This window comes from Nostoc sp. UIC 10890, from assembly GCF_054786515.1.
This window is the reverse complement of sequence record NZ_JBSGKF010000001.1, coordinates 7,193,283-7,214,152: the sequence shown is the minus strand read 5'-3', so window position 1 is coordinate 7,214,152 and position 20,870 is coordinate 7,193,283. Positions and strand designations below refer to the sequence as shown.

Annotated in this window: 20 protein-coding genes and 1 riboswitch; of the genes, 14 read left to right on the top strand and 6 right to left on the bottom strand. The window is 40.8% G+C overall.

The features are described 5' to 3' along the window. Window positions 1-253: 253 nt before the first annotated feature. Complete coding sequence (gene purE, locus ACWATR_RS29945; RefSeq protein WP_334766652.1) at window positions 254-772, bottom strand: 5-(carboxyamino)imidazole ribonucleotide mutase; 519 nt, start codon at window positions 770-772, stop codon at window positions 254-256. A 159-nt stretch (window positions 773-931) separates the two neighbouring features. Here purE and nagA point away from each other — a divergent pair, with 159 nt between their 5' ends. The 4 genes from nagA to ACWATR_RS29925 all read left to right on the top strand — a co-directional run bounded on the left by nagA (window position 932) and on the right by ACWATR_RS29925 (window position 3,706). Further along, the gene (nagA, locus tag ACWATR_RS29940; RefSeq protein WP_460340082.1) at window positions 932-2,095 is read left to right on the top strand and encodes an N-acetylglucosamine-6-phosphate deacetylase; all 1,164 of its coding nucleotides are present in this window, start codon (window positions 932-934) and stop codon (window positions 2,093-2,095) included. 429 nt (window positions 2,096-2,524) lie between these two features. Continuing rightward, window positions 2,525-2,782 (top strand): hypothetical protein, encoded by a 258-nt coding sequence (locus ACWATR_RS29935; RefSeq protein WP_435025173.1) that lies wholly within the window; start codon window positions 2,525-2,527, stop codon window positions 2,780-2,782. A gap of 119 nt (window positions 2,783-2,901) precedes the next feature. Then, entirely contained in the window at window positions 2,902-3,210 is a 309-nt protein-coding gene (locus tag ACWATR_RS29930) for a DUF3181 family protein (RefSeq protein WP_069070801.1), read from the top strand. Window positions 3,211-3,490: 280 nt separating this feature from the next. Further along, window positions 3,491-3,706, top strand: coding sequence for an acetyltransferase (locus ACWATR_RS29925; protein WP_460340078.1), 216 nt, complete (start codon window positions 3,491-3,493; stop codon window positions 3,704-3,706). A 228-nt stretch (window positions 3,707-3,934) separates the two neighbouring features. On the opposite strand, the gene ACWATR_RS29920 is transcribed toward ACWATR_RS29925, so the two are convergent. Beyond that, on the bottom strand, window positions 3,935-4,417 hold the full coding sequence (locus tag ACWATR_RS29920; RefSeq protein WP_460340074.1) for an ABA4-like family protein: 483 nt from the start codon (window positions 4,415-4,417) through the stop codon (window positions 3,935-3,937). 116 nt (window positions 4,418-4,533) lie between these two features. Next, window positions 4,534-5,574 carry a cobalamin biosynthesis protein CobW gene (gene cobW, locus ACWATR_RS29915; RefSeq protein ID WP_460340071.1) on the bottom strand — a complete coding sequence of 347 codons (1,041 nt, stop codon included), beginning with the start codon at window positions 5,572-5,574 and terminating at the stop codon, window positions 4,534-4,536. A gap of 107 nt (window positions 5,575-5,681) precedes the next feature. Between cobW and ACWATR_RS29910 the strand changes: the two genes are divergently transcribed. After that, window positions 5,682-6,929: a tetratricopeptide repeat protein gene (locus ACWATR_RS29910; protein WP_460340068.1), complete on the top strand. Its 1,248-nt coding sequence runs from the start codon at window positions 5,682-5,684 to the stop codon at window positions 6,927-6,929. 186 nt (window positions 6,930-7,115) lie between these two features. Here ACWATR_RS29910 and ACWATR_RS29905 read toward each other — a convergent pair whose 3' ends face one another. Beyond that, a complete protein-coding gene (locus ACWATR_RS29905) occupies window positions 7,116-7,832 on the bottom strand; it encodes a biliverdin-producing heme oxygenase (protein WP_460340064.1) in 717 nt (238 codons plus the stop codon). A 563-nt stretch (window positions 7,833-8,395) separates the two neighbouring features. On the opposite strand from ACWATR_RS29905, the gene glmM reads away from it, so the two are divergent. The 7 genes from glmM to hpsP all read left to right on the top strand — a co-directional run bounded on the left by glmM (window position 8,396) and on the right by hpsP (window position 17,651). Continuing rightward, on the top strand, window positions 8,396-9,868 hold the full coding sequence (gene glmM / locus ACWATR_RS29900) for a phosphoglucosamine mutase (protein WP_460340061.1): 1,473 nt from the start codon (window positions 8,396-8,398) through the stop codon (window positions 9,866-9,868). Between the two features lie 311 nt (window positions 9,869-10,179). After that, window positions 10,180-10,947 (top strand): glycosyltransferase family A protein, encoded by a 768-nt coding sequence (locus tag ACWATR_RS29895; protein ID WP_460340057.1) that lies wholly within the window; start codon window positions 10,180-10,182, stop codon window positions 10,945-10,947. Between the two features lie 35 nt (window positions 10,948-10,982). After that, on the top strand, window positions 10,983-12,638 hold the full coding sequence (hpsL, locus tag ACWATR_RS29890) for a hormogonium polysaccharide biosynthesis protein HpsL (RefSeq protein ID WP_460340054.1): 1,656 nt from the start codon (window positions 10,983-10,985) through the stop codon (window positions 12,636-12,638). A gap of 11 nt (window positions 12,639-12,649) precedes the next feature. Next, window positions 12,650-13,801: a glycosyltransferase family 4 protein gene (locus tag ACWATR_RS29885; protein ID WP_460340051.1), complete on the top strand. Its 1,152-nt coding sequence runs from the start codon at window positions 12,650-12,652 to the stop codon at window positions 13,799-13,801. A 308-nt stretch (window positions 13,802-14,109) separates the two neighbouring features. After that, a complete protein-coding gene (gene hpsN, locus ACWATR_RS29880) occupies window positions 14,110-15,090 on the top strand; it encodes a hormogonium polysaccharide biosynthesis glycosyltransferase HpsN (protein WP_460340048.1) in 981 nt (326 codons plus the stop codon). Between the two features lie 38 nt (window positions 15,091-15,128). After that, window positions 15,129-16,304, top strand: coding sequence for a hormogonium polysaccharide biosynthesis glycosyltransferase HpsO (hpsO, locus tag ACWATR_RS29875; RefSeq protein WP_460340045.1), 1,176 nt, complete (start codon window positions 15,129-15,131; stop codon window positions 16,302-16,304). Window positions 16,305-16,472: 168 nt separating this feature from the next. Further along, the gene (gene hpsP, locus ACWATR_RS29870) at window positions 16,473-17,651 is read left to right on the top strand and encodes a hormogonium polysaccharide biosynthesis glycosyltransferase HpsP (protein WP_460340042.1); all 1,179 of its coding nucleotides are present in this window, start codon (window positions 16,473-16,475) and stop codon (window positions 17,649-17,651) included. Between the two features lie 303 nt (window positions 17,652-17,954). On the opposite strand, the gene hetL is transcribed toward hpsP, so the two are convergent. Both hetL and ACWATR_RS29860 read right to left on the bottom strand, forming a co-directional pair. Then, window positions 17,955-18,668, bottom strand: coding sequence for a heterocyst differentiation pentapeptide repeat protein HetL (gene hetL / locus ACWATR_RS29865; protein ID WP_460340039.1), 714 nt, complete (start codon window positions 18,666-18,668; stop codon window positions 17,955-17,957). A 31-nt stretch (window positions 18,669-18,699) separates the two neighbouring features. Then, on the bottom strand, window positions 18,700-18,864 hold the full coding sequence (locus ACWATR_RS29860; protein WP_460340036.1) for a hypothetical protein: 165 nt from the start codon (window positions 18,862-18,864) through the stop codon (window positions 18,700-18,702). Between the two features lie 136 nt (window positions 18,865-19,000). Further along, a riboswitch (cobalamin riboswitch) is annotated at window positions 19,001-19,143 on the top strand. Between the two features lie 346 nt (window positions 19,144-19,489). Here ACWATR_RS29860 and ACWATR_RS29855 point away from each other — a divergent pair. After that, the gene (locus ACWATR_RS29855; protein ID WP_460340033.1) at window positions 19,490-19,765 is read left to right on the top strand and encodes a hypothetical protein; all 276 of its coding nucleotides are present in this window, start codon (window positions 19,490-19,492) and stop codon (window positions 19,763-19,765) included. A gap of 22 nt (window positions 19,766-19,787) precedes the next feature. Further along, window positions 19,788-20,789 carry a methyltransferase domain-containing protein gene (locus tag ACWATR_RS29850; protein WP_460340030.1) on the top strand — a complete coding sequence of 334 codons (1,002 nt, stop codon included), beginning with the start codon at window positions 19,788-19,790 and terminating at the stop codon, window positions 20,787-20,789. Window positions 20,790-20,870 lie beyond the last annotated feature (81 nt).

Below are 20,870 nucleotides of genomic sequence, written 5' to 3'. Positions count from 1 at the left end.
GGCTACGGTGTACACACATCTTTGCTATAAAACCAAAATTGTTGTAGATCCCCCTAAATCCCCCTTAAAAAGGGGGACTTTGAGAGCTTTTTGCCCCCCTTTTTAAGGGGGGTTGGGGGGATCAAAAGGCTGTGGCGCAACTCTAGAAGACTTGTGTATACACCGTAGCTCCCTCATCTACCCCCTGCTCCCTGTTGTGCTGTTAAGATTTCTTACCAAATTACGAATTACGAATTACGAATTACGAATTACCTTAAAGCATTTGCTGTAAATATTGCTCATAGCCTAGTTGTTCTAGTTTTGCTTGCTTTGCAATTACTGATTCACATAGGGTTTGACGATATTGTTGCACTTTTTCTAACAATTCTGGTTGGTGAGTTGCGAGGATTTGTACTGCTAAAAGTCCGGCATTTTTGGCATTACCGATCGCCACTGTTGCCACAGGAATACCAGCAGGCATCTGTAAAATAGAATACAAAGAATCTACACCTTGTAAATTCCGGGTGGGTACAGGAACACCGATCACAGGAAGGGGAGTTAAAGACGCTACCATTCCAGGGAGATGGGCAGCACCACCAGCGCCAGCAATAATTACCTTAATACCGCGTTGGTGTGCAAGTTGAGCATATTGCACCATGCGTTCTGGGGTACGATGAGCCGAAACGATCGCCACTTCGCTCTCTACGCCAAATTCTTCACAAACTGCGATCGCATCTTTCATAGTGGGCAAATCGGAATCGCTGCCCATGATAATACCAACTAAGGGAGTCATAATAATTCAAAATTTAAAATTCAAAATTCAAAATTATTTGAGCTAGCTTATGGAAGCTAGATAATGCCAATAATCATCTCATCTATTGGCGTTGTTTGAATTGATTTATTGATATTGGTTGCATTTAAAATCAGATTTAGCTATCTTCTCGTCAGTGTGATGACCCAAGCAACACAAAATCCTGTAGATATTATCAATGCTAGAGTGCCTGGTTACAAAGATTTGCAGATGCTCTTGGTCAATCAAGAAGGCATAATTGAGCAAATCTTGCCAATGGGTACGGTAGGAATACACGGATGTGTGTCCCTACTAAATGTAGGAGGTGACTGGATTTCTCTAGGCGGCGTTGATTTGCAAATTAACGGTGCTTTGGGATTGGCATTTCCTGATTTGACGGCTGAAAATGCTCATATACTCCAGAAAATAACGAAATTTTTGTGGGATGTCGGGGTAGATGGATTTTTGCCGACACTTGTAACAACTTCAGTAGAAAAGATTCAGCGATCGCTTGGAGTCATTGCTGATATTATCCCTAGTCAACAAGCAGGTGCCAAGATTCTCGGAGTACATCTAGAAGGCCCATTTTTGAATTTTCAAAAGCGCGGCGCACACCCGGCAGAGTACTTGTTACCCTTAACAATTGACGAGGTAAAGCGGGTTTTGGGAGATTATGCCCACATTGTAAAAGTTATCACCTTAGCGCCGGAATTAGATCCCACAGGCGAAGTAATTCCATATTTGCGTTCTTTGGGGATTACCGTTAGTTTAGGACATTCTCAGGCAACATTTGCCCAAGCGCAACTTGCTTTTGAACTCGGTGCAACGATGGTAACTCATGCTTTCAATGCCATGCCACCATTACATCACCGCGAACCAGGATTATTAGGGGCAGCAATTACCCATCCTAATGTGATGTGTGGCTTTATTGCTGATGGTGAACACGTTTCGCCGACGATGCTGCAAATTTTGCTTCGCGCTAGCTATCAAGATAAAGGGCTGTTTCTTGTGAGTGATGCCCTTTCACCTCTGGGGCTACCCGATGGGGTATATCCTTGGGACAGTCGGGAAATTGAAGTTAAAAACGGTACGGCGCGACTGGCTGATGGCACTTTATCGGGGACGACTTTACCCTTATTAGTGGGAGTGCAGAATTTGGTTAAGTGGGGGATTTGTGACGTAGAAACAGCCATTTTATTGGCTACCAATGCACCTAGACAAGCGATTGGTTTGCCTGAAATTGTCAAGAATCAACCCGCTAATTTATTGCGCTGGCATTGGGATGAAGCGACACAAGAACTAACTTGGCAACGATTATTGGGGTAAATTCAACAGCAGTAGAACCCACTACTTCTCGGTTAATCACTTTTAACTCTGAATCTGGTTTGGGGAAAAGGTTAAAGGTTAAGGGGTAAAGGTTTTTTCTTTTCCCTTTCCCATTCCCCTTTCCCCCAAAACCCGACAAGTATTGCAGTAGAACCAGCCCTTTCAAGAGACCTCTTGCAAAAATATGTTTTTGCACTCTTAGGGAAAAGGGTAAAGGTTAAAGGGAAAGGATTTTGAGTTTCTTTACCCTTTACCCCTTACCCTTTACCCCGACTTTTGCAAGAAGTCTAAGGTGTCTGTTTTTAGGTATTATTTTTGGGATAGAATTTTAGCTGTAGAAACATGGGGTAGTCTGGAAGGACGAGCAGCCACCGCTGCCCCAAAAACCTTAGAATAAGTAGGGTGTATTTAAATCTGTAACAAATATTTATGCCTCCTCGTTGGCCTCGCAAACCCGATCGCAAAGACCCTGATTACCGCAAGATCGATGACCGGATGAATTTTGCCGTGCATGTAGCGATCGCTGCTACTGTTAATTCTGGGTTATGGTTTTTCCACATCTTGAAAGGCACCACCTGGGAGTGGCTGCCGTTGTTGACTGCAAGTTGGACAGGAATAGTTTTGGTGCATCTGATTTATATTAGTGCGATCGCTAACTACAGCGAAACTCCACCCAAATCCACCTGAAGACGGACAGCTGATGCTGGGGTTATTGTAACCTGTGGTAGTAGAATCAGCCTTTTAAGTGAGCGATAATGTAAAAAAGCCTGAGATTTCGCACACTTTCTTAATGTAGGGTTATTTTTATGGCTAAGACTAACACCACGGAATTACTAGAAGCCCTAGCAGCTGAAATTGGCGAAAATGTCTACATAGACATTGCCAAATGGCATCTTTATTTATCTAATGCCAAACTGCATACCCTTGTTGCTGAACAGTTGTATCCTTTAATTACTTCCAACAATGTAAATGAAGACCAAGTTATCAAAGTCTTAGAATCAATTCCAGTAAAAATTGGCGGCGGTAGAAGTGAACTTCCTTTAATCGATTTCCTGCCACTGCAATGCCAAGTCACTCTAGTAGATATTTTGGAAAAATATCAACGCGAAATCTAATCTCTAAAACCAAGATTATTTGAATTAAACAATTTTCTCGGTCAGCATTCCCTAATTAGATTTAGAGTGCTAAATTGAGAATTTGTTTGCTGTGTCAATTTTATAAAAATAAAAACCACAGATACACATAAATGGATCTCGTGTCATTTGTGTGTGGATATCTGGTAAAAATTTCCTTTAACGATTAAGGAATCTCAACGTTCTAAATCGGTTGAGAGGTGAGTGAGTTTATTTTGAAACTCGCTTCCAATTTTCATGCAAACTTATTGAGGCAATTTCGATGCTTTTACAAATCAAAAATTCTGGCGAATTGGTAAAAATTCTGGAAATTCAAGAACTGCTTGACCCGAATAGCGATGTTGTTCACGGACGAGAACAAGAAGGTGAAGAAGAACAGCCACCTGATACTTTTAAAAAAGAAAATCTTGTTTTTCCTTCTGGTGAAGTTCTACCACGCTGTTGGTTAGATGCCGACTATAGACACGACAACAGTTAATGATTTTCAAATTAGGTAATAGGTAATGGTAGTAAATTATTGCCTATTATTACCTAATATGATTAGGGGCGCAATACTTGTCGGGTTTTGGGGAAAAGGGTAAGGGGTAAGGGGAAAGAAAAAACCTTTAACCTTTACCCTTTAACCTTTTCCCAAAACCCAATTCCGAGTTCAAAATGCTGATCCCAGAAGTATTGAGTAGGGGCGCACAGATGTGCGCCTCTAATACTATGTGCCAGGTGATGATACTTCTTGTTCTGCTACTGTCGCCGTTTCATTCTGCTGAAATTTGGGAAAAAATGTCTTAGTAATCCAGTCAGTCAAGATGTGAGATAGTAATCCTAAAGGCCCAGCAAACAAACACAAAGCCAGGGAGTGAATTGTCCAAGTACCTGTTTTCTGCCCTTCCCAATAAATCCACCGACCGACAAATAAATCCATCACTAAAAAATGAATCCAACCCGTTGCAGCGACTTTTTCATCTGCAAAAAGTCGGGCAACATCAGCTAATTGTATATTCGAGAAATCTTGGGCATTTTCTGGCGTAATGCTGTTGACAAATAAATACACATAGGCTCCAGCTAACAGCAAAAAGGGTAGATATGATGACATTATCTGTCGTGTAACTTTCCAGTTTGGCAATAAAATCATCAATGCCCAAAATGGCAATACGAAAAGATTAGCAATGTTAAATAGTTGAGAGATTGTCATATTTTTGTAAAGTAATTTTTTTCGCGCCACTTGCGGGCAAGGTTTGAAACCAATATTCATTACCCAGTCGTACAGAATTCAATTCTGAATTCTGACTCCTGAGTTCTGAATTCTTCTTATAAAGCTACAAGTTGTGATTCAATTTCTGAAGACTTCAAATCACGACCGATGAAAACTAAGCGCGTTTGTCTGGCTTCTTCTGGTTTCCAGGGGCGATCGTAAAATTTCTCAAATCGGGTTCCCACGCCCTGCATCACTAAGCGCATGGATTTATTTGGCACTGCCACAAAGCCTTTAATCCGGTAAATTTCTTGTTGTTGTGCCAATGTTTGCAACTGCTGTTGCAGCTTTTCTGGGTCAAAGGTACGATCCAAAATTAAATTAGCTGAGGTAATTTCTTCATCGTGGTTGTGATCTTCTTCGGTGTCGTGATGACTGGGACGAGAATCTAAATTGTCTTCCACTGCGGCTTGAAATCCTAATAAAATAGATGCATCGAGTTGAGAACAATCGCTCTCGACAATCTTCACCACTCTGGGCAACTCTTGCTTAATCAATTCCTCAACTCTGGCTTTTGTCTCGGCATCTACCAAGTCAATTTTATTCAACACCACCAAGTCTGCACAAGCAAGTTGGTCTTCAAACAGTTCTTGCAAGGGTGTTTCATGTTCTAGATTATCATCTGCTTGCCGCTGGGCTGCGATCGCTTCTGGATCGCTAGCAAATGTCCCCGCTGCTACCGCCGCACAATCTACCACGGTAATCACCGCATCCACAGTGGCGGCGTTGCGAATTTCTTGCCAGCGAAAAGCCTTCACCAATGGTTTTGGTAAGGCTAAACCAGAGGTTTCAATCAAAATGCAGTCGATGCTGTCTCGCCGCTTGATTAACTCTTGCATCATCGGGTAAAACTCTTCCTGCACCGTACAGCATAAGCAGCCGTTGGTTAATTCAAAGATATTAGTGTCACCCTCGCCATCTTCCGGGCAAATTTGACAGGATTTCAATAATTCGCCATCAATACCGAGTTCGCCAAATTCATTGACTACAACGGCAATGCGGCGTCCTTGGTTGTTTTGTAGTAGGTGGCGAATTAGGCTGGTTTTTCCACTACCTAAGAAGCCTGTGATCACTGTGACAGGAATTTTCGTAGCCATATTTTTGCCTGATTTACTCAGTATGGTAAGTTTTACGGGTTACAAACTTAAATACTGAGATTAAGCTTGGTTTGAAGATTTACTTAGTTATTTTAAGCTGAAAGTCTATGAGAAGCCTGAAAATATTGCCGTTGGTGTTGAGTTTAGGTTTGGCGTTGGCTCCTCAAATCAGTGTGGCACAAACAGTGGAGGAGTTGGAACAAAAAGCGACATCTGCCGAAGAAGTGAAAAATTATGAAGAAGCCGCTAATATTTGGCGGAGTTTCATTCAGAAGGATGCCAAAAACAGTTACGCTTACGTCAAGCTGGCAGATGTTTTGTCTTCCCAAGGCAAGATTGCAGAGACGATCGCTACTTATCGCCAAGCGTTGCAATTAACTCCCGATTCGGCAATTTACCTCAAATTAGGGAATTTCCTGGTAGAGAAAGGACGAACCACAGAAGCGATCGCAGCTTACCGTCAAGCCATCAAACTTGATCCTAAAAATGATAGCAACTACATTATTTTAGCCAGGAATTTGCAGCAAGTTGGCAGCACAGAGGAAGCATTAGTAGCTTACCGTCAAGCAGTTAAACTGAGTCCTGATTCCAGTAATTACTACTATTTAGCCGAGACTCTATTCAAAATAGGCAAACGAGAAGAAGCGATCGCAGCTTACCGCGAAGCCATTAAACTCGATGAGAGTGGTTATCTTTGGTCTGACAACGCTTATGATAAGTTGGGTGAAATCTTGGAATATTCAGAAGCAGTAGCTATCTATCGCCAATTAACTAAAGATGACCCCAATAGCAAGGTTTTTTATAAAAAGTTGGCTGAACTTTCATTAAAGCGCGGCTTTGTGAACGAAGCGATCGCAGCCTACCGCCAACAAATTAAAATCGAGCCTGACGCTTCAACATATACAGAACTGGCCGATGTGCTGATGACACAAGAAAAACACCAAGAAGCGATCGCTCTTTACCGCCAAGCTGTTACCAAAGAACCTACAGATTATTATTACAGTCAACTAACCGAAGCACTAGCTCAACAAGAGAATCTAGATGAAGCTCTGGCAATTTGCCAAAATGTGGTAAAAACTGGTGAAGGCAGTTATGAAACCTGCTCCAATATAAATTTGCCACTTTACAAGCAAAAAGGCTTTACTGCTGTCATGGCTTTTTATCAGCCACTAGCGAATATGATTCCACGTCGCAAAATGGCTGAACTTTACATCAAACTTGGCCGAGATATTTCCTATGGTGAATCTGGTGATGGCTCAAAACAAGAGGCGGCGGCAGTTTTTCGGGAAGCGCTGCAAATAGATCCAGAAAACACTGATGCTAAAGATGCTCTCAAGAATTTAATCGCTAATTAAACATAATTGAGGGGCAATTTCCCCATGCTTGCTTTCACAAATAAAAAGCAGTCACAAGGCTATTGCCCCTAAATATTTTGAGCGTTGTTCGCTCTTTCTCCAGAAACATCTATGAATTATCCTTCATTAGGCTGTCTGGACTGATGATTCCACACACCATACTCCGCACTCATTACTCAGCACTTATTACTCAGCAGTGACAAGTTCAGTACTACCGCGTGTACGACGCCGTGTGAGGCTGTTGAACAGCATTACACCGATTGCTTTGATTAAATTACCTTCCAATTCTTGGAACATTTTCATGTTCGTACCAAAGGCGGCGTTAGCTTCATCAACGATGCGATCGGTTGTCGCTTCGTCAAGAGGTAATTCATCCAAATTTTGGCGATATTTCGCTTTGAATGCCTTCTCGTCAGGAATCTCTGGAAACTCATAAAAAGCTGTTCCTTGCCCTTCCGATAAATTCATTGCCGTTACAGCAATATTTTTGAGAATTTGTCCCCCCGATAAGTCGCCCAAGTAACGAGTGTATGAATGAGCGATTAACAATTCCGGTTCTGTGGCAGATATTTCTCGGATGCGCTGTACATAAGCTTCACCTGCGGGAGATAGTTTAATTTGCTCTCTCCAATTAGCACCAAAGTAATAAGCTAGGTCTTGCTCTAAGGTATACTTGCGGTTTAGCTGGGGAAAGTTAATTTTAGAAAGAATTGGGTGCTGGCTATGCTTTTCCATTTCTTCTTCCATCGCTGAGTAGACGAAGTAGAAGTTAGCAACTAGTTTCCGGTAAGAGTTTTTCTCGACGACTCCTCTTAAAAAGCACTTGACAAAACCTACATTTTCTGCCATTGTGTGGGCTTTCTTAGTGCCTACACGTAATTTGGTTGCTAAATTGCTGCTCATATCTAAAATTCTCAACTTTAAAAAGTTAACTGCCGGAGTTTTGATTCACTAACGGCTAAAAAAGCCATTAAAAGGTTACCTTAAAACTATTTGATGAGAATTTATATTAAAATTTTTTAAGCCGCGATGATTTTGTAGTTTTTTACACAGCAACAAGGCTATGAAAATAGAACTTTAGATTTTGGTTTTTGGTTCTTATTAGCTTAATTTTGCTTTCATTCTCAGCTTTCCTGAAAAAAGCTTGTGATGAAATTAGGGTAATATTTATTACATATTTTTTTGGTTATTAAGATTGCCAAGTGTAAACTAATACAGATAAAAATCAAGACTAAAGTTGAGGGCATAAAGGGAATAATTAGCTAAAATGTGGAAACTTTGTTAATAATGTAAAAACCAATACTGACTTTATGAAAGATTTACATTTCAAGAGGCAAAGCTTAAGTATTATTACGTAAGCTAGCCGAATCTAGAATGAATTTCTTAAAGAGAAAAAGCATGTCGAAATTGCTGAATAAAGTCTTAAGTGCTATTTTCCAGTGTGATTGTGTGGAGTGTTTAAAAATATGGTTTCATCTATAACTCGGACATCGGGCATTTCTGGGGGTTCTGCTTCTGAAAGTGAGGGATTGGGGAAAGGGATTGAGAGCAGTTTTGGGCTGAATTTAATCCCACTACCAGCAAATCCGTTATTTGGTACAGATGGGATTCGCGGACGAGTCGGAGAATTACTGAGTGCGCCCCTAGCATTGCAAGTTGGTTTTTGGACGGGGATTGTTTTACGTAACCATGCTACTCAAGTAGGGCCAGTCATTCTCGGACAGGATTCTAGAAACTCCAGCGATATGCTGGCAATGGCTTTGAGTGCAGGGTTAACAGCAGCAGGGTTAGAGGTTTGGTATTTGGGATTGTGTCCCACTCCTTGCGTTGCCTATCTCACCAGCATTACTGATGCCATCGGCGGAGTGATGATTTCTGCCAGTCACAATCCCCCAGAAGACAATGGCATTAAAGTTTTTAGTGCCAATGGTGGGAAGTTACCGCAAATATTGCAGGCAGAAATAGAAGCGGGACTGCGTGGGAAGATATCACCGATTGCTAGAGTCAGTAATTGCGGACGGCATCACTCACGTTTTGAGTTAGTGGGGCATTATAGCTCGGCGTTGAAAAAACCCTTGAACAGTGCCTTAAATCTTCAGGGAATGAAGATTGTTTTAGACTTGGCGTGGGGAGCAGCAGTCGGGTTAGCACCATCAGTATTTACAGAAATGGGGGCAGAGGTAATCTGCTTGCATAATGAAGCAGATGGCGATCGCATTAATGTCAACTGCGGCTCTACCCATTTAGATATTCTTGCAGCCACCGTACAAGAACACAACGCCAATATCGGCTTTGCCTTTGATGGCGATGCCGATCGCGTCTTAGCAGTAGACAATACAGGAAGGCAAGTTAACGGCGATTACATTCTCTACCTGTGGGGACGCCACTTACAACAAAACCAACAATTACCAGACAACCTGATTGTATCTACAGTCATGGCCAACTTAGGCTTTGAGAAAGCTTGGCAGCAAATTGGTGGTAACTTAATTCGTACCGCAGTTGGTGACCAATATGTGCAAGCCGAAATGTTGCGGACTGGGGGAATGCTAGGCGGAGAACAATCTGGTCATATTCTTTGCCGTCATTATGCTGTGACTGGAGATGGCTTGCTAACAGCATTACATATCGCAGCTTTGGTGAAAGAAGCGGGTGTTTCCTTGAGCGAATTAGTAGATCAAAGTTTCCAGACCTATCCACAATTATTGCGGAACGTGCGAGTTGTCGATCGCGATCGCCGTTTAGGATGGCAAGATTGCGAACCAGTACAAAAAGCGATCGCTCTTGCTGAAGCCGCAATGGGTGATTCTGGCAGAATTTTGGTTCGCGCCTCTGGTACAGAACCAGTCATCAGAGTAATGGTGGAAGCAGCCAATGCCGAACTCGCCAACCACTGGACAAATGAATTAGTCTCGCAAGTCCAACAACATCTTATGGACTAAATTAGCTGAACATCTCAGCTTTTAAAAAACGTCAAATCTTATCACAGCTTCTACAAATTAACCAGCCTGGGTTATGTGTAGAAGCTGTGACATTTGTATCTGCATAGTCATACAAGAGTGTTATACCAATTCTGTATGAAGATGCACATCATAATACCCCCCTGTAGTCCCCCCAAGGCATCGGGGGGACGGCGATAGCCGGGGGGTGAATTATATGCAGCTTCACAAAGAAACGGTATTAGTTATAACATCAGTCTGAATATGTTATTATTTGCTTCGAGATTATTAGTTATTTCTTCTGACAAAACACAGTGCTTGTTTTTGTGATTCCACTCAAAAGTGCAAAAGTTTCCAATTCCTGGGAACGTGTCACACAATTATTTGAAAGATGCATTAAATCAGTTTGCAATCAAACCTCACCTAACTTTCACGTTATTGTTGTTTGTCACGAAAAGCCCAAAATAGAATTCACTCATCCTCATATTACATACATTACAGTTGATTTCTCTCCTCCAAATGAGACTAACCCTGTAGCAAAAGGAGACACAGATAAAGGGCGTAAAATATTCAAAGGATTGATTTATGCTCGTCAATTTTCTCCCACCCACACTATGACTGTTGATGCTGACGATTGTGTTAGTAAAAAGTTAGCCAAATTTGTTCAACAACACCCAGATTCTAATGGATGGTTTATAAATAAAGGTTATAAATATCAGGAAGGCAGTAATTATATATATATTAAAAGAAATAATTTTTATAAGATGTGCGGCAGTTGTAACATCATTCGATATGATTTGAATTATTTGCCCGAAACAGCAGAATATAATCGTGGCTATGGATACTATAGATATTATATAGACCATGCCAAAGTCAGAGAGATTTTAAACAACAAAGCAAAAGCTATTAAATCATTACCATTTCCAGGCGCAGTTTATATTTTAGAAACAGGAGAAAATCTTTTTAATAATTCCAAAAGATTAAGATTTAGCATTTTTAATCGCAAATTATTAAATCAATCAGTTAAAGATGAATTCGGATTGTACTACTTACAGCAATCCAAAGAAATTTGTCAACTATAATAGATTCTCCGAGGCTGATAGACGACAGCACCACTATGCCAAAACTAAAGTCAAAATCTAAGCAATCTAAAAACTCGAAAAAACAGACTAAAAATGGAAATTCTGCCCTTAACCTCAAAGAACAGTTAGCCCAAAAGCGCAAAACAGCCCAAGCACGTAAAGAACTCACTAGCTTACTCACCACCGCCACCTTTAGCGGTGTTTTTGTTGGCATTCTGCTTTTTTTCGTAGCTGGAATTAAAGTAGCAGTCCCAGGAGTCTTGGGAATAATAGTCATATCCCTTTCCTACAAATACCCACGCCAAGCGCTATATGCCTTCATCATTTATGTACCTATTGGGGGTACTATCACCTACTACTTGGGCAATAGTCCCGTACTTCAATTAGCTAAAGATGCTTTTTATGTTCCAGCCCTAATTGGACTTTGGCAGACTTGCCGTAAACAGGGGCTACCCTTAATTATCCCCCAAGGTATTAAAATCCCACTTTATATTGTTTTGGGTTGTAGTCTGCTAACGCTGTTATTTGTTAATGGTGGACAGCAGTTTAACCCGCCTAGCGTCGGACTATTAGAAAAAGCAGCCAAAGAACTACCTTTAGGTATGGGCATTCTGGGACTGAAAGTATTTTTAGGCTATGTCCCTTTGATTGGTTGTGCCTACTATCTAATTCGCGATAAGCGGGATTTTCTATTTTTATCGCGCCTCCAGATTGTCCTGATACTGATTTGCTGTGTGCTGGGATGTATTCAATATCTGTTACTACTAACTGGTATATGTCAAGGCACTAGAGGTCTGGAAGGAAATGCCCTATTTGTCACATCACTAGAAGCTCGGTGTTATTTTGGTGGAGCGCTCTTATATAGTCCTGAAGAAGGGGTTATTCGCTTACCAGGGACATTTGTAGCCCCTTGGCAGTGGGCATGGTTCTTAATTTCCAGCACCTTTTTTACCTTTGCTACCGGCTTCACCGACCCTTCCATAGTATGGCGGGTAATCGGTTTAAGTTCTTTAGTGACAGTCTTTATCAATGCTGTAATTTCTGGACAGAGAATTGCCCTAGCTTTAGTACCAATCTGCTTCGGGATTTTGCTATTGCTCACTGGACAACTTGGCAACCTTAAACGATTTATCCCTATAGGGATAGGACTTGCTCTAGTTCTGGGAATTGCGATGGTGAGCAACCCTGCTGTCGTGCAAGAGAGAACCGAGAGTTTTACCAGTCGTTGGGAAGCTTCACCACCTCAAGATTTTATCGTCCAGCAATTTGAAGAAAATTGGAAAAACGTAGACGGCCCATTGGGAAGTGGCTTAGGACGAGCAACTAACTCTGCCCGTGCGATGGGTAAAACTAAGCTTGTGGAAACTTATTACCCCAAAGTACTTTTTGAGGTTGGAATTCTTGGGGTACTAGCCTTTCTGGGCTTGGTAACAAGTTTAACAATTATTAGCTTTAAAACCTATCGCTCCATAAAAAACCGTAATTTCCGCAGTTACGGAGCAGCTTTATGGGTGTTTATATTGTTTATTAGCTACAACACCTACTACTATCCTCTGGATGTTGATCCTGTTGCTGTCTATTATTGGTTTTTTGCGGGAGTTCTTTTTAAATTGCCAGAATTGGAGAAACAAGATAAAGAAGATGCCAACCCTCAGCTAAAAAACAAGAAAAAACGTCTCAAAACAATTTAAATGAAATAAAAATGGCAAAAGTTATCATAGGAGGTCAAAAACACCTCAGCATTCCCAACCTACCTCGAAATTCTCGGCATACACTCATCCGCCCTAAACCTTTTCCCGCAGGCAGATATCCGATAGAAAAAATTTGGTATCCTTTAGCTAGCTTTATTGCGTGGCAACCTGTATGGGAAAGATACCAAGCAATTCATTCTTTCAACAGAATTTTATATACAAATAAACCTTGGTTTCTCACCTTTGAGGATCATCGTGTTTTATATAGAAATCCTCAAAATCAAGCTGAAGCTGCAATTTATGAGTTATTAAATAATCGATTAGCACTAGAAAATTGCCAAAAAATTATCGCCATTTCAGATTACGCCAAGTTGAGATTAATTAAGCGGATAGAAGGTTGGAAGATAGAAGCAAAGATAAGTAAGAAAGTGGATGTAGTCCATCCCAACTTTCCGGTCAGAGTTAACCAATCAAAACTTTATCAGGAACAGCAAAATCTTCAGCTTGTATTTATTGGCAATCATATTGCCCGCAAAGGCGGAGTTGTTGCTTTAAGACTTGCAAAAAAAGCTGAAAAATTAGGTTTGCCTATTACTGTACATATAATTTCGGGACTGGAACATGGTTCAGGAGTTCCGACAGATTTTCCAGAACGCAGCAAATATGTAGAAGATTTAAAGTTACTTAATCTAAATAACGTTGTCTTTCATAAAAATATTCCTAATGACAAAGTTATTGAGCTATTATCGCAAAGTCATTTTCAACTAATGGCGACATTACATGATACTTATGGCTATAGTATCATCGAAGGATTTTCTGTTGCCACCCCTGCAATTACGACAAATATATGTGCATTACCAGAGTTTGTCCGTCATGGTGAAAATGGCTATCTTTTAGAATTACCAATTAATGAAATTAGGCACTGGAGTAATTGGCAGCACGGTGAAAAAACCAAAACTAATGAATATTGGGAAATTCTGAATAGTACTTACGATTATTTGGCAGAGCAAGCATTGCAACAAATAATCCAATTTCTTGATAGGAATGATAAACGAGAACATTATGAATTTTTAAGTGCAGGAGCATTAGCTCAAGCGCAAATTGTGCATAACTCCGAAAAGCAAAATGAGTTCTTTGATAATCTCTATGCAGCAGCACTATAGACCTCTTGCAAAAGTGCTTTTTGCAAGAGGGGAAAAGGGTAAAGGTTAAAGGGGAAGGGGGCAATACAGAACTTTTTCCCTTTCCCCTTTTCCCGACTTATGCAAGAAGTCTTATGAAGAGTGCTAAGTTCCGTTAGCTGGGCGTTGAGCAAGTGCTGAGTTTAGTAAACAATTGATTGAATGTGATTGAAAAATAATTCATAACTCAGAATTATTTTTCGATAAAAGCAATGGTAGCTTACTGAATTTCATGAAAATTAATTTTTACAAGGCTAATATAGAAGTAGTAAAATTACTGAATAGGAATCATGAATAATTGGCCATTAATTACTGTAGTAATCCCGACCTACGGACGGGAGGAAGCACTACGAGATAGCATTGTGGATGTCTTAAAACAGGACTATCCAAATTTTGAAGTTTTAGTTGTAGACCAAACCGCAAAACACCAACCAGAAATTCAAGCTTACTTAGAAGAGATGGCGGAGGCAGGTAAAATTAAATGGTTGCGTTTAGATTGGGCGAGTTTGCCAGGGGCGCGAAATTATGCTGTCCGGCGGTCATCTGGTGAAATAATATTATTTATTGATGATGACGTTCAGCTAACCCCTGGATTGTTAGCAGCCCATGCGAAAAATTATTTCCAAAATCCCGAAGTGGGGGCTGTCGCTGGTCGAGTATTTGACAGAATGAAATTGGGTGATTCTGGCGGAGATTTAGAGATTGAATATCTGCCTCCCCAAGCTATGGACCCAGGAATTGCTTGGTATCATATTGATTTAGTACATACCATCAAACCCCAGCAAGTGCTGACAGCGAGGGGTTGCAATATGTCTTTTCGCAGCGAAATTTTTACTAAGTATGGGCTGAGGTTTGATGAGAGGTTTCGCGGTAGTGCAGTACGCGAAGAGTCAGATTTTTGTTTGCGGGTGAGGCAAACAGGATATAAGATTTGGTACGACCCAGAAGCCCATTTGGTGCATTTAGGCGAAGAAACAGGTGGTTGTCATGATATTAGTATGCGATCGCTCCAATATCAACTCACCTTCTACCACAACCATTTCTTACTAGGGCTGAAAAACCTTACCGTGACTCAAGCCTTACGTTTATACGGCCGTTTATTCGACTGTCACGTACTGGGACGCCCACCTTGTAATAAAAGCGGTTCCCCCATCAAAATTGCCACTCGCGCTATTTTCTACACTTTGGGTTTTTTCAAAGCCTTGGGTACTGTCATCCAATCAATATGGAACGATGGTCAAATTTACAGTCGATTGGATAAACAAGTTTAGTCATTGGTAATTTGTCAATAACAAAGAATAAATTAAAAATGAAAATTTTAGTTGCTAGTCACACTTATATCGTAGACCTCAACTGTGAAAAATTACGTGCTTTATCTCAACTAGAACCCGATATTGAAGTGACAGTTGTAGTCCCAAAGCGCTGGAAACCAGGTGGTGTGCAAAATAGAATTATTGAAACTGAATACCGCGATGAAGGCACATTTAGAATAGTTCCAGTTTCTAATTTTAGCCAAAATCACCAGGGACTCCTTACCTTTGGTGCTGATTTGATATCTTTACTAAAACAATTTCGTCCCCAAATCATTCAGGTAGAACAAGGGTCTAGAGCCTTGGCTTATACTCAAATGATTACCTTAAATAAGCTATTAGGACTCAAGGCAAAAAATTTATTTTTTACCTGGTGGAATCTTCCATATAATCTGAAACCACCAATTGCTTTATTAGAAAAATATAACCTCAACCACAGCCACGGCATTATTTCTGGCAATCAGGATGGAGCGGAAGTTTTGCGACAACGAGGATATCAAGGTGCAATTAAAGTCATGCCGCAACTGGGTGTAGATGAAAGTCTATTCACGCCCAAAGCCCAACCAGAATTAGCAGCTAAATTAGGCATTGAGAAAGAAGATTTTGTGGTAGGTTTTGTTGGGCGATTTGTGCAGGAAAAGGGGTTGTTAACACTTTTAGAAGCCTTAATCAGTTTGAAAAATAAATCTTGGAAGTTACTGCTTCTGGGACGGGGAGAGCTACAAACTGAATTAATCAAAATAGCGTCAGAAAATAATATTAAAGAACGGTTGATTTTGGTAGAAAGTGTTCCTCATGACGAGGTTACAAACTATATTAATTTAATGAGTACTTTGGTACTGCCTTCAGAAACAACTTACAAGTTTAAAACCTTAACTTCTGCTGGCTGGAAAGAACAATTTGGTCATGTGCTAATTGAAGCAATGGCTTGCCAAGTGCCCGTGATTGGTTCTGATTCTGGTGAAATTCCCCATGTAATTGGCAATGCTGGTTTAGTATTTCCCGAAGGTGATGCTCAAGCCCTTGCTAATTGCTTAGTTCAATTAATAGATAAACCATATTTTGCTCACAGTCTGGGTGAAATGGGTTATCAAAAGGCATTGATTAAATACACAAATAAAGCTTTAGCGAAACAGCAATTAGAGTTTTATCAAGAATTGGTTAATAGTCATTAGTCATTGGTCATTAGTCATTGGTCATTGGTCATTGGTCATTGGTCATTGGTTATTAGTGAATAACAAAGGACAAAGGACAAATAACAAAGGACAAAGGACAAATAACAAAGGACAAAGGACAAATAACAAAGGACAAATAACAAATGACAAATCAGAAATGACAAAAAAATGAAAATATTACAAATTGTCCCCTCAATTTCTCTGATTTACGGCGGCCCTAGCCAAATGGTACTAGGATTAGCTCCTGCGTTGGTAAAAGAGGGAGTAGAAGTTACAATTCTCACAACTGATAGTAATGGCGATAATGGTCAGACACCTCTTGATGTTCCTTTAAATCGCCCAATTAAACAAGATGGCTATGAAATAATTTATTTTCGTTGTGCGCCGTTTCGTCGCTACAAATTTTCTCTAGATTTATTAAAATGGCTAAAACGTCATGCTCATGAGTTTGACATAGCACATATTCATGCTTTATTCTCGCCAATAATTAGTGCTGCTGCGATTGTGTGTCGTCAGCAAAAGCTACCTTATATTTTCCGTCCTTTGGGTACTCTCGATCCGGCTGATTTAAAGAAAAAAAAGCTATTAAAACAGCTTTATGTCGCAATTATAGAACGTCAAAACTTAGCGGGTGCGGCAGCAATTCATTTTACCAGCGATCAAGAAGCTAAAATATCAGAACGGTTTGGAGTATCTACACCAGATTTGGTGATTCCCTTGGGTGTAATTCCCCCTCAATCTTCTTTTAAAAATATATGTAGTCAGTTAGAAATACCAAAAGATGTGCCTTTAGTGCTGTTTATGTCACGAATTGATCCGAAAAAAGGGTTAAATTTGTTGATTCCGGCGCTAGAGAATCTATTAGGGATTGGTTATAAGTTTCATTTTGTCTTAGCTGGTACTAATCCTCAAGATCCAGATTACGAACAAAAGATAATATCCCAAATTCAAAATTCACCACTGCGATCGCACACTACAATTACTGGCTTTGTCACTGGTGAACTCAAAGTCAGTTTACTACAAGCTGCTGATTTATTTGTCTTGCCTTCCTACTATGAAAATTTTGGGATTGCTGTAGCTGAAGCGATGGTAGCAGGTGTACCCGTTGTCATTTCTGATCAAGTGCATATTTGTCAACAAATTCGTGATAGTGAGTCGGGTTGGGTGGGTGCAACAGATGTCCAAGCATTAGTAGAGTTACTGCAAGAAGCTTTGCAAAATCCCGCAGAACGCCAACGACGGGGATTAAACGCCCAAAAATATGCCTTGGAAAATTTTAGCTGGGATGCGATCGCAAGGCAAACAATCCAAACCTACCAGGAAATTCTGGCGAACAAATTAATTTAATAAGAGAGTGGGCGGAGTTTCAATACTTGTCGGGTTTTGGGGAAAAGGGGAAAGGGAAAGGGGAAAGAAAAAACCTTTAACCTTTTCCCCAAACCCAATTCCGAGTTAAAAATGCACAAAGCGTGCAGTATTGGGTGGAGTTTTTCATTAGTTTGCGATTTCTGCGTCATTCAAACCGACTAGTACAACACGGCGGAAATAAACCAATCATTCCAAATCAACGAAACCCTTATGCTGTATTCATTTTTAATTTTTAATTCCGCCTTGCGGTACTAGACCTTTTGCTGTTTTTGCTCAAATAACTCAATCATGAACCGTACCATCAGGCATATTTGCTCCCTGGAGATCGGTATTTGTGAGAATTGCCCCTGTTAAGTCCGCACCTTGCAGATTTGCTTTTCGCAGAATGGCACTATCTAGATTTGCATAACTCAAGTCTGCACCTTGCAAACTAGCCTCACTTAAATCCGCCGCTAAGTTACCCCACTGTATTGTTTTAGATAGATTAGCGCGACATAATTTTGCTTTATCTAAGTTGGCGTGATGCATGGAAACGGCTCTGAGATCGGCATAACTCAAATCTGCCCAACTCAAAACCACATATCCCAAATCTGTACGCTGGTCAGAACTGGGGCGTAAGTCTGCTTGAAATAACAGAGAACGAGATAAGTTTGCACCATGCAAATTAGCACCACATAAACTAGCTTTGATTAAATTTGTTTCTTCTAAGCGTGTCTTGATTAATTTTGCCCCCGTTAAATCAGCTTCTCGGAGAACAGCACGATATAAGTCTGCTTCACTCAAATCTATGCCCCAAAGAATAGATTCACTCAAGTCTGCTTCGTGTAAGCAAGCTCGGCTAAGATTAGTTCTACCAAGTCGTGTTTGACGTAAATCAGCATAGCTAAAATCTGCGCCTATGAGGTTGGCATTTGTTAATTCTGCTTCTTGCAGATTTAGTCTTTGAAAGTTTCTTGCTCCAGCAGCATAAGATTTAAGAATTTCATTTATATCCATGTTAAAAATTTTAAGTTTAGGAGAGGATCTTTCATGCGATCGCAGTGTGATTCTTCATACGGAGTTTGAGGATGCCGTTGCTTAATGCAAGCAAGAAATAACCAAAAGTTCTCTGAAGTCTATTAGCTGGAACAAATTCAGCTAAGTACGCACCGAAAATTGTTCCTACAATAGCAACCACAATGAAAGACAACATTAAGTTCCAATTTAAAGAAAGATATTGATCAAAATCTATAGCAAGCTTTGGTAAAAAATGAGACTTACCCCGATTAATGACGAATGCCAGTATAGATCGACCATTGATTTTTATGCAAGCAAATCACAGTTGTGTTAGTATTCAGATGAATCTCGGTTCTAGTGGGGAACAGCCGCTAGAGGAAACGGGGAAAGTCCGGTGTAAATCCGCCACTGTCCCGCAGCTGTAATCAAGGCTTGCCTTGTAAGTCAGAATGCCCGCCGAAGTTGACTTGTAATTTTGTACATCTGCGAGGCACAGATAAATATCTTTATGAAAATTTCTGCAACTAATCAGCTTTACGTTCTCATAGCCCCACATATCAAGACGCTACAGATTACAGCTTTCTATGAGAGTGTAGGCGGTTAATTTAGGGTACAAATTTTGTTTTTAGATGCTGCGATCGCTACTCCAGATGAGAGTATCGCTTGCGAATAGTGTGTATTAACTAACAGATAGAAGTTGTTCAAAACAGTTAATAAATGGCGTGTGTGACATACATATTCCTGTTCTAATACTGAACAAATGCTTTCCCAATTAGCATAAAAATTGCTAATTCACTAGACTAATACTTTAGTTAATCATCATGCCAAAATTCTATATTTACCGAGTTGGGAAAATTGCCACTGCTGTTCATCCCTTTGTCAAACAAACAGCTCTCTCCCAAGATAAACACAAGCCCAGTCTACTTCAAGGGAGAATTATTCAAGATGTTCAAAACATTGCAATTTCGATGTATAGGATGATTTATATTGCGTTAGCTCCGCTCATCGTAGGCAGCGAATCTGGTGGGCGATTACCACATGGCGCGTCTAATTCGCGACGAGCAGCAATGAGTAAACCGTTAGATCGACTCAAATAGTTGTACAGAAGGGTTCAAAAAAATGGCAACTTTATTATATTCTGTAATTGGTTTTCTTCTGATTTTGGTGATTGGAATTGCGGCTTATCTCCTGACCGCCCGCAAGTATGAATCCTCAGCCACAGTCGCCAATTCCTACGATCAATGGACTCTTGATGGCATCGTAGAGTTTTATTGGGGGGAACACATTCACCTCGGTCACTACGGTTCGCCGCCACGACGAAAGGATTTTTTGGCTGCTAAATCTGACTTTGTACATGAAATGGTTAAATGGGGTGGTTTAGATAAATTACCTTCTGGCACTACCGTCTTAGATGTTGGCTGTGGTATTGGCGGCAGCAGCCGGATTTTAGCGCGAGATTATGGGTTTGCGGTCACAGGGATTACAATCAGCCCACAGCAGGTAAAGCGTGCCCAGGAGTTAACACCCGACGGGCTAAACGTCCAGTTTGCGGTCGATGATGCAATGGCACTGTCGTTTCCAGATGCCAGTTTTGATGTGGTCTGGTCAATCGAAGCGGGCCCCCACATGCCAGATAAAAGCATCTTTGCTAGAGAATTAATGCGGGTGCTAAAGCCTGGTGGAGTTTTGGTTGTAGCTGACTGGAATCAGAGGGATGACCGTCAAAAACCCCTAAATTTTTGGGAGAAACCAGTAATGCGCCAACTTCTCGATCAGTGGTCTCATCCAGCTTTTTCCAGTATTGAAGGCTTTTCCGAACTTTTAGCAGAGACAGAATTAGTCGAGGGGGAGGTAATTACGGCAGACTGGACGGAACAAACGCTTCCTTCTTGGCTAGACTCCATCTGGCAAGGAGTGGCTCGACCACAGGGATTGGTGCGTTTTGGTCTATCTAGTTTCATTAAATCTCTGCGCGAGATGCCGACGTTTTTGCTGATGCGTTTGGCGTTTGGTGCAGGGCTGTGCCGATTTGGAATGTTCCGCGCTGTGCGGGCGAACGGGAGTACAGAATTGAGCGATAGAGACTTTGCCAAGCAAACTCCCTCAAGCTTGATTAGGTAGCGATCGCAGCTAGTGATAAATATTTGGATTTTACCACCTGCTGACTGCGTGATATCTGTGGTTAGAACTTCTTTCTGCACA

Excerpts from the sequence above, each read along its gene's own strand:
- ACWATR_RS29905 (WP_460340064.1), bottom strand. The coding sequence starts at position 7,832 with ATGAGCAGCAATTTAGCAACCAAATTACGTGTAGGCACTAAGAAAGCC.
- glmM (WP_460340061.1), top strand. The coding sequence starts at position 8,396 with ATGGTTTCATCTATAACTCGGACATCGGGCATTTCTGGGGGTTCTGCT.
- ACWATR_RS29930 (WP_069070801.1), top strand. The coding sequence starts at position 2,902 with ATGGCTAAGACTAACACCACGGAATTACTAGAAGCCCTAGCAGCTGAA.
- purE (WP_334766652.1), bottom strand. The coding sequence starts at position 772 with ATGACTCCCTTAGTTGGTATTATCATGGGCAGCGATTCCGATTTGCCC.
- hpsP (WP_460340042.1), top strand. The coding sequence starts at position 16,473 with ATGAAAATATTACAAATTGTCCCCTCAATTTCTCTGATTTACGGCGGC.
- ACWATR_RS29925 (WP_460340078.1), top strand. The coding sequence starts at position 3,491 with ATGCTTTTACAAATCAAAAATTCTGGCGAATTGGTAAAAATTCTGGAA.
- hpsN (WP_460340048.1), top strand. The coding sequence starts at position 14,110 with ATGAATAATTGGCCATTAATTACTGTAGTAATCCCGACCTACGGACGG.
- ACWATR_RS29855 (WP_460340033.1), top strand. The coding sequence starts at position 19,490 with ATGCCAAAATTCTATATTTACCGAGTTGGGAAAATTGCCACTGCTGTT.
- cobW (WP_460340071.1), bottom strand. The coding sequence starts at position 5,574 with ATGGCTACGAAAATTCCTGTCACAGTGATCACAGGCTTCTTAGGTAGT.
- ACWATR_RS29910 (WP_460340068.1), top strand. The coding sequence starts at position 5,682 with ATGAGAAGCCTGAAAATATTGCCGTTGGTGTTGAGTTTAGGTTTGGCG.
- hpsL (WP_460340054.1), top strand. The coding sequence starts at position 10,983 with ATGCCAAAACTAAAGTCAAAATCTAAGCAATCTAAAAACTCGAAAAAA.
- ACWATR_RS29860 (WP_460340036.1), bottom strand. The coding sequence starts at position 18,864 with ATGTTGTCTTTCATTGTGGTTGCTATTGTAGGAACAATTTTCGGTGCG.
- ACWATR_RS29885 (WP_460340051.1), top strand. The coding sequence starts at position 12,650 with ATGGCAAAAGTTATCATAGGAGGTCAAAAACACCTCAGCATTCCCAAC.
- ACWATR_RS29850 (WP_460340030.1), top strand. The coding sequence starts at position 19,788 with ATGGCAACTTTATTATATTCTGTAATTGGTTTTCTTCTGATTTTGGTG.
- nagA (WP_460340082.1), top strand. The coding sequence starts at position 932 with ATGACCCAAGCAACACAAAATCCTGTAGATATTATCAATGCTAGAGTG.
- ACWATR_RS29920 (WP_460340074.1), bottom strand. The coding sequence starts at position 4,417 with ATGACAATCTCTCAACTATTTAACATTGCTAATCTTTTCGTATTGCCA.
- ACWATR_RS29935 (WP_435025173.1), top strand. The coding sequence starts at position 2,525 with ATGCCTCCTCGTTGGCCTCGCAAACCCGATCGCAAAGACCCTGATTAC.
- hetL (WP_460340039.1), bottom strand. The coding sequence starts at position 18,668 with ATGGATATAAATGAAATTCTTAAATCTTATGCTGCTGGAGCAAGAAAC.
- hpsO (WP_460340045.1), top strand. The coding sequence starts at position 15,129 with ATGAAAATTTTAGTTGCTAGTCACACTTATATCGTAGACCTCAACTGT.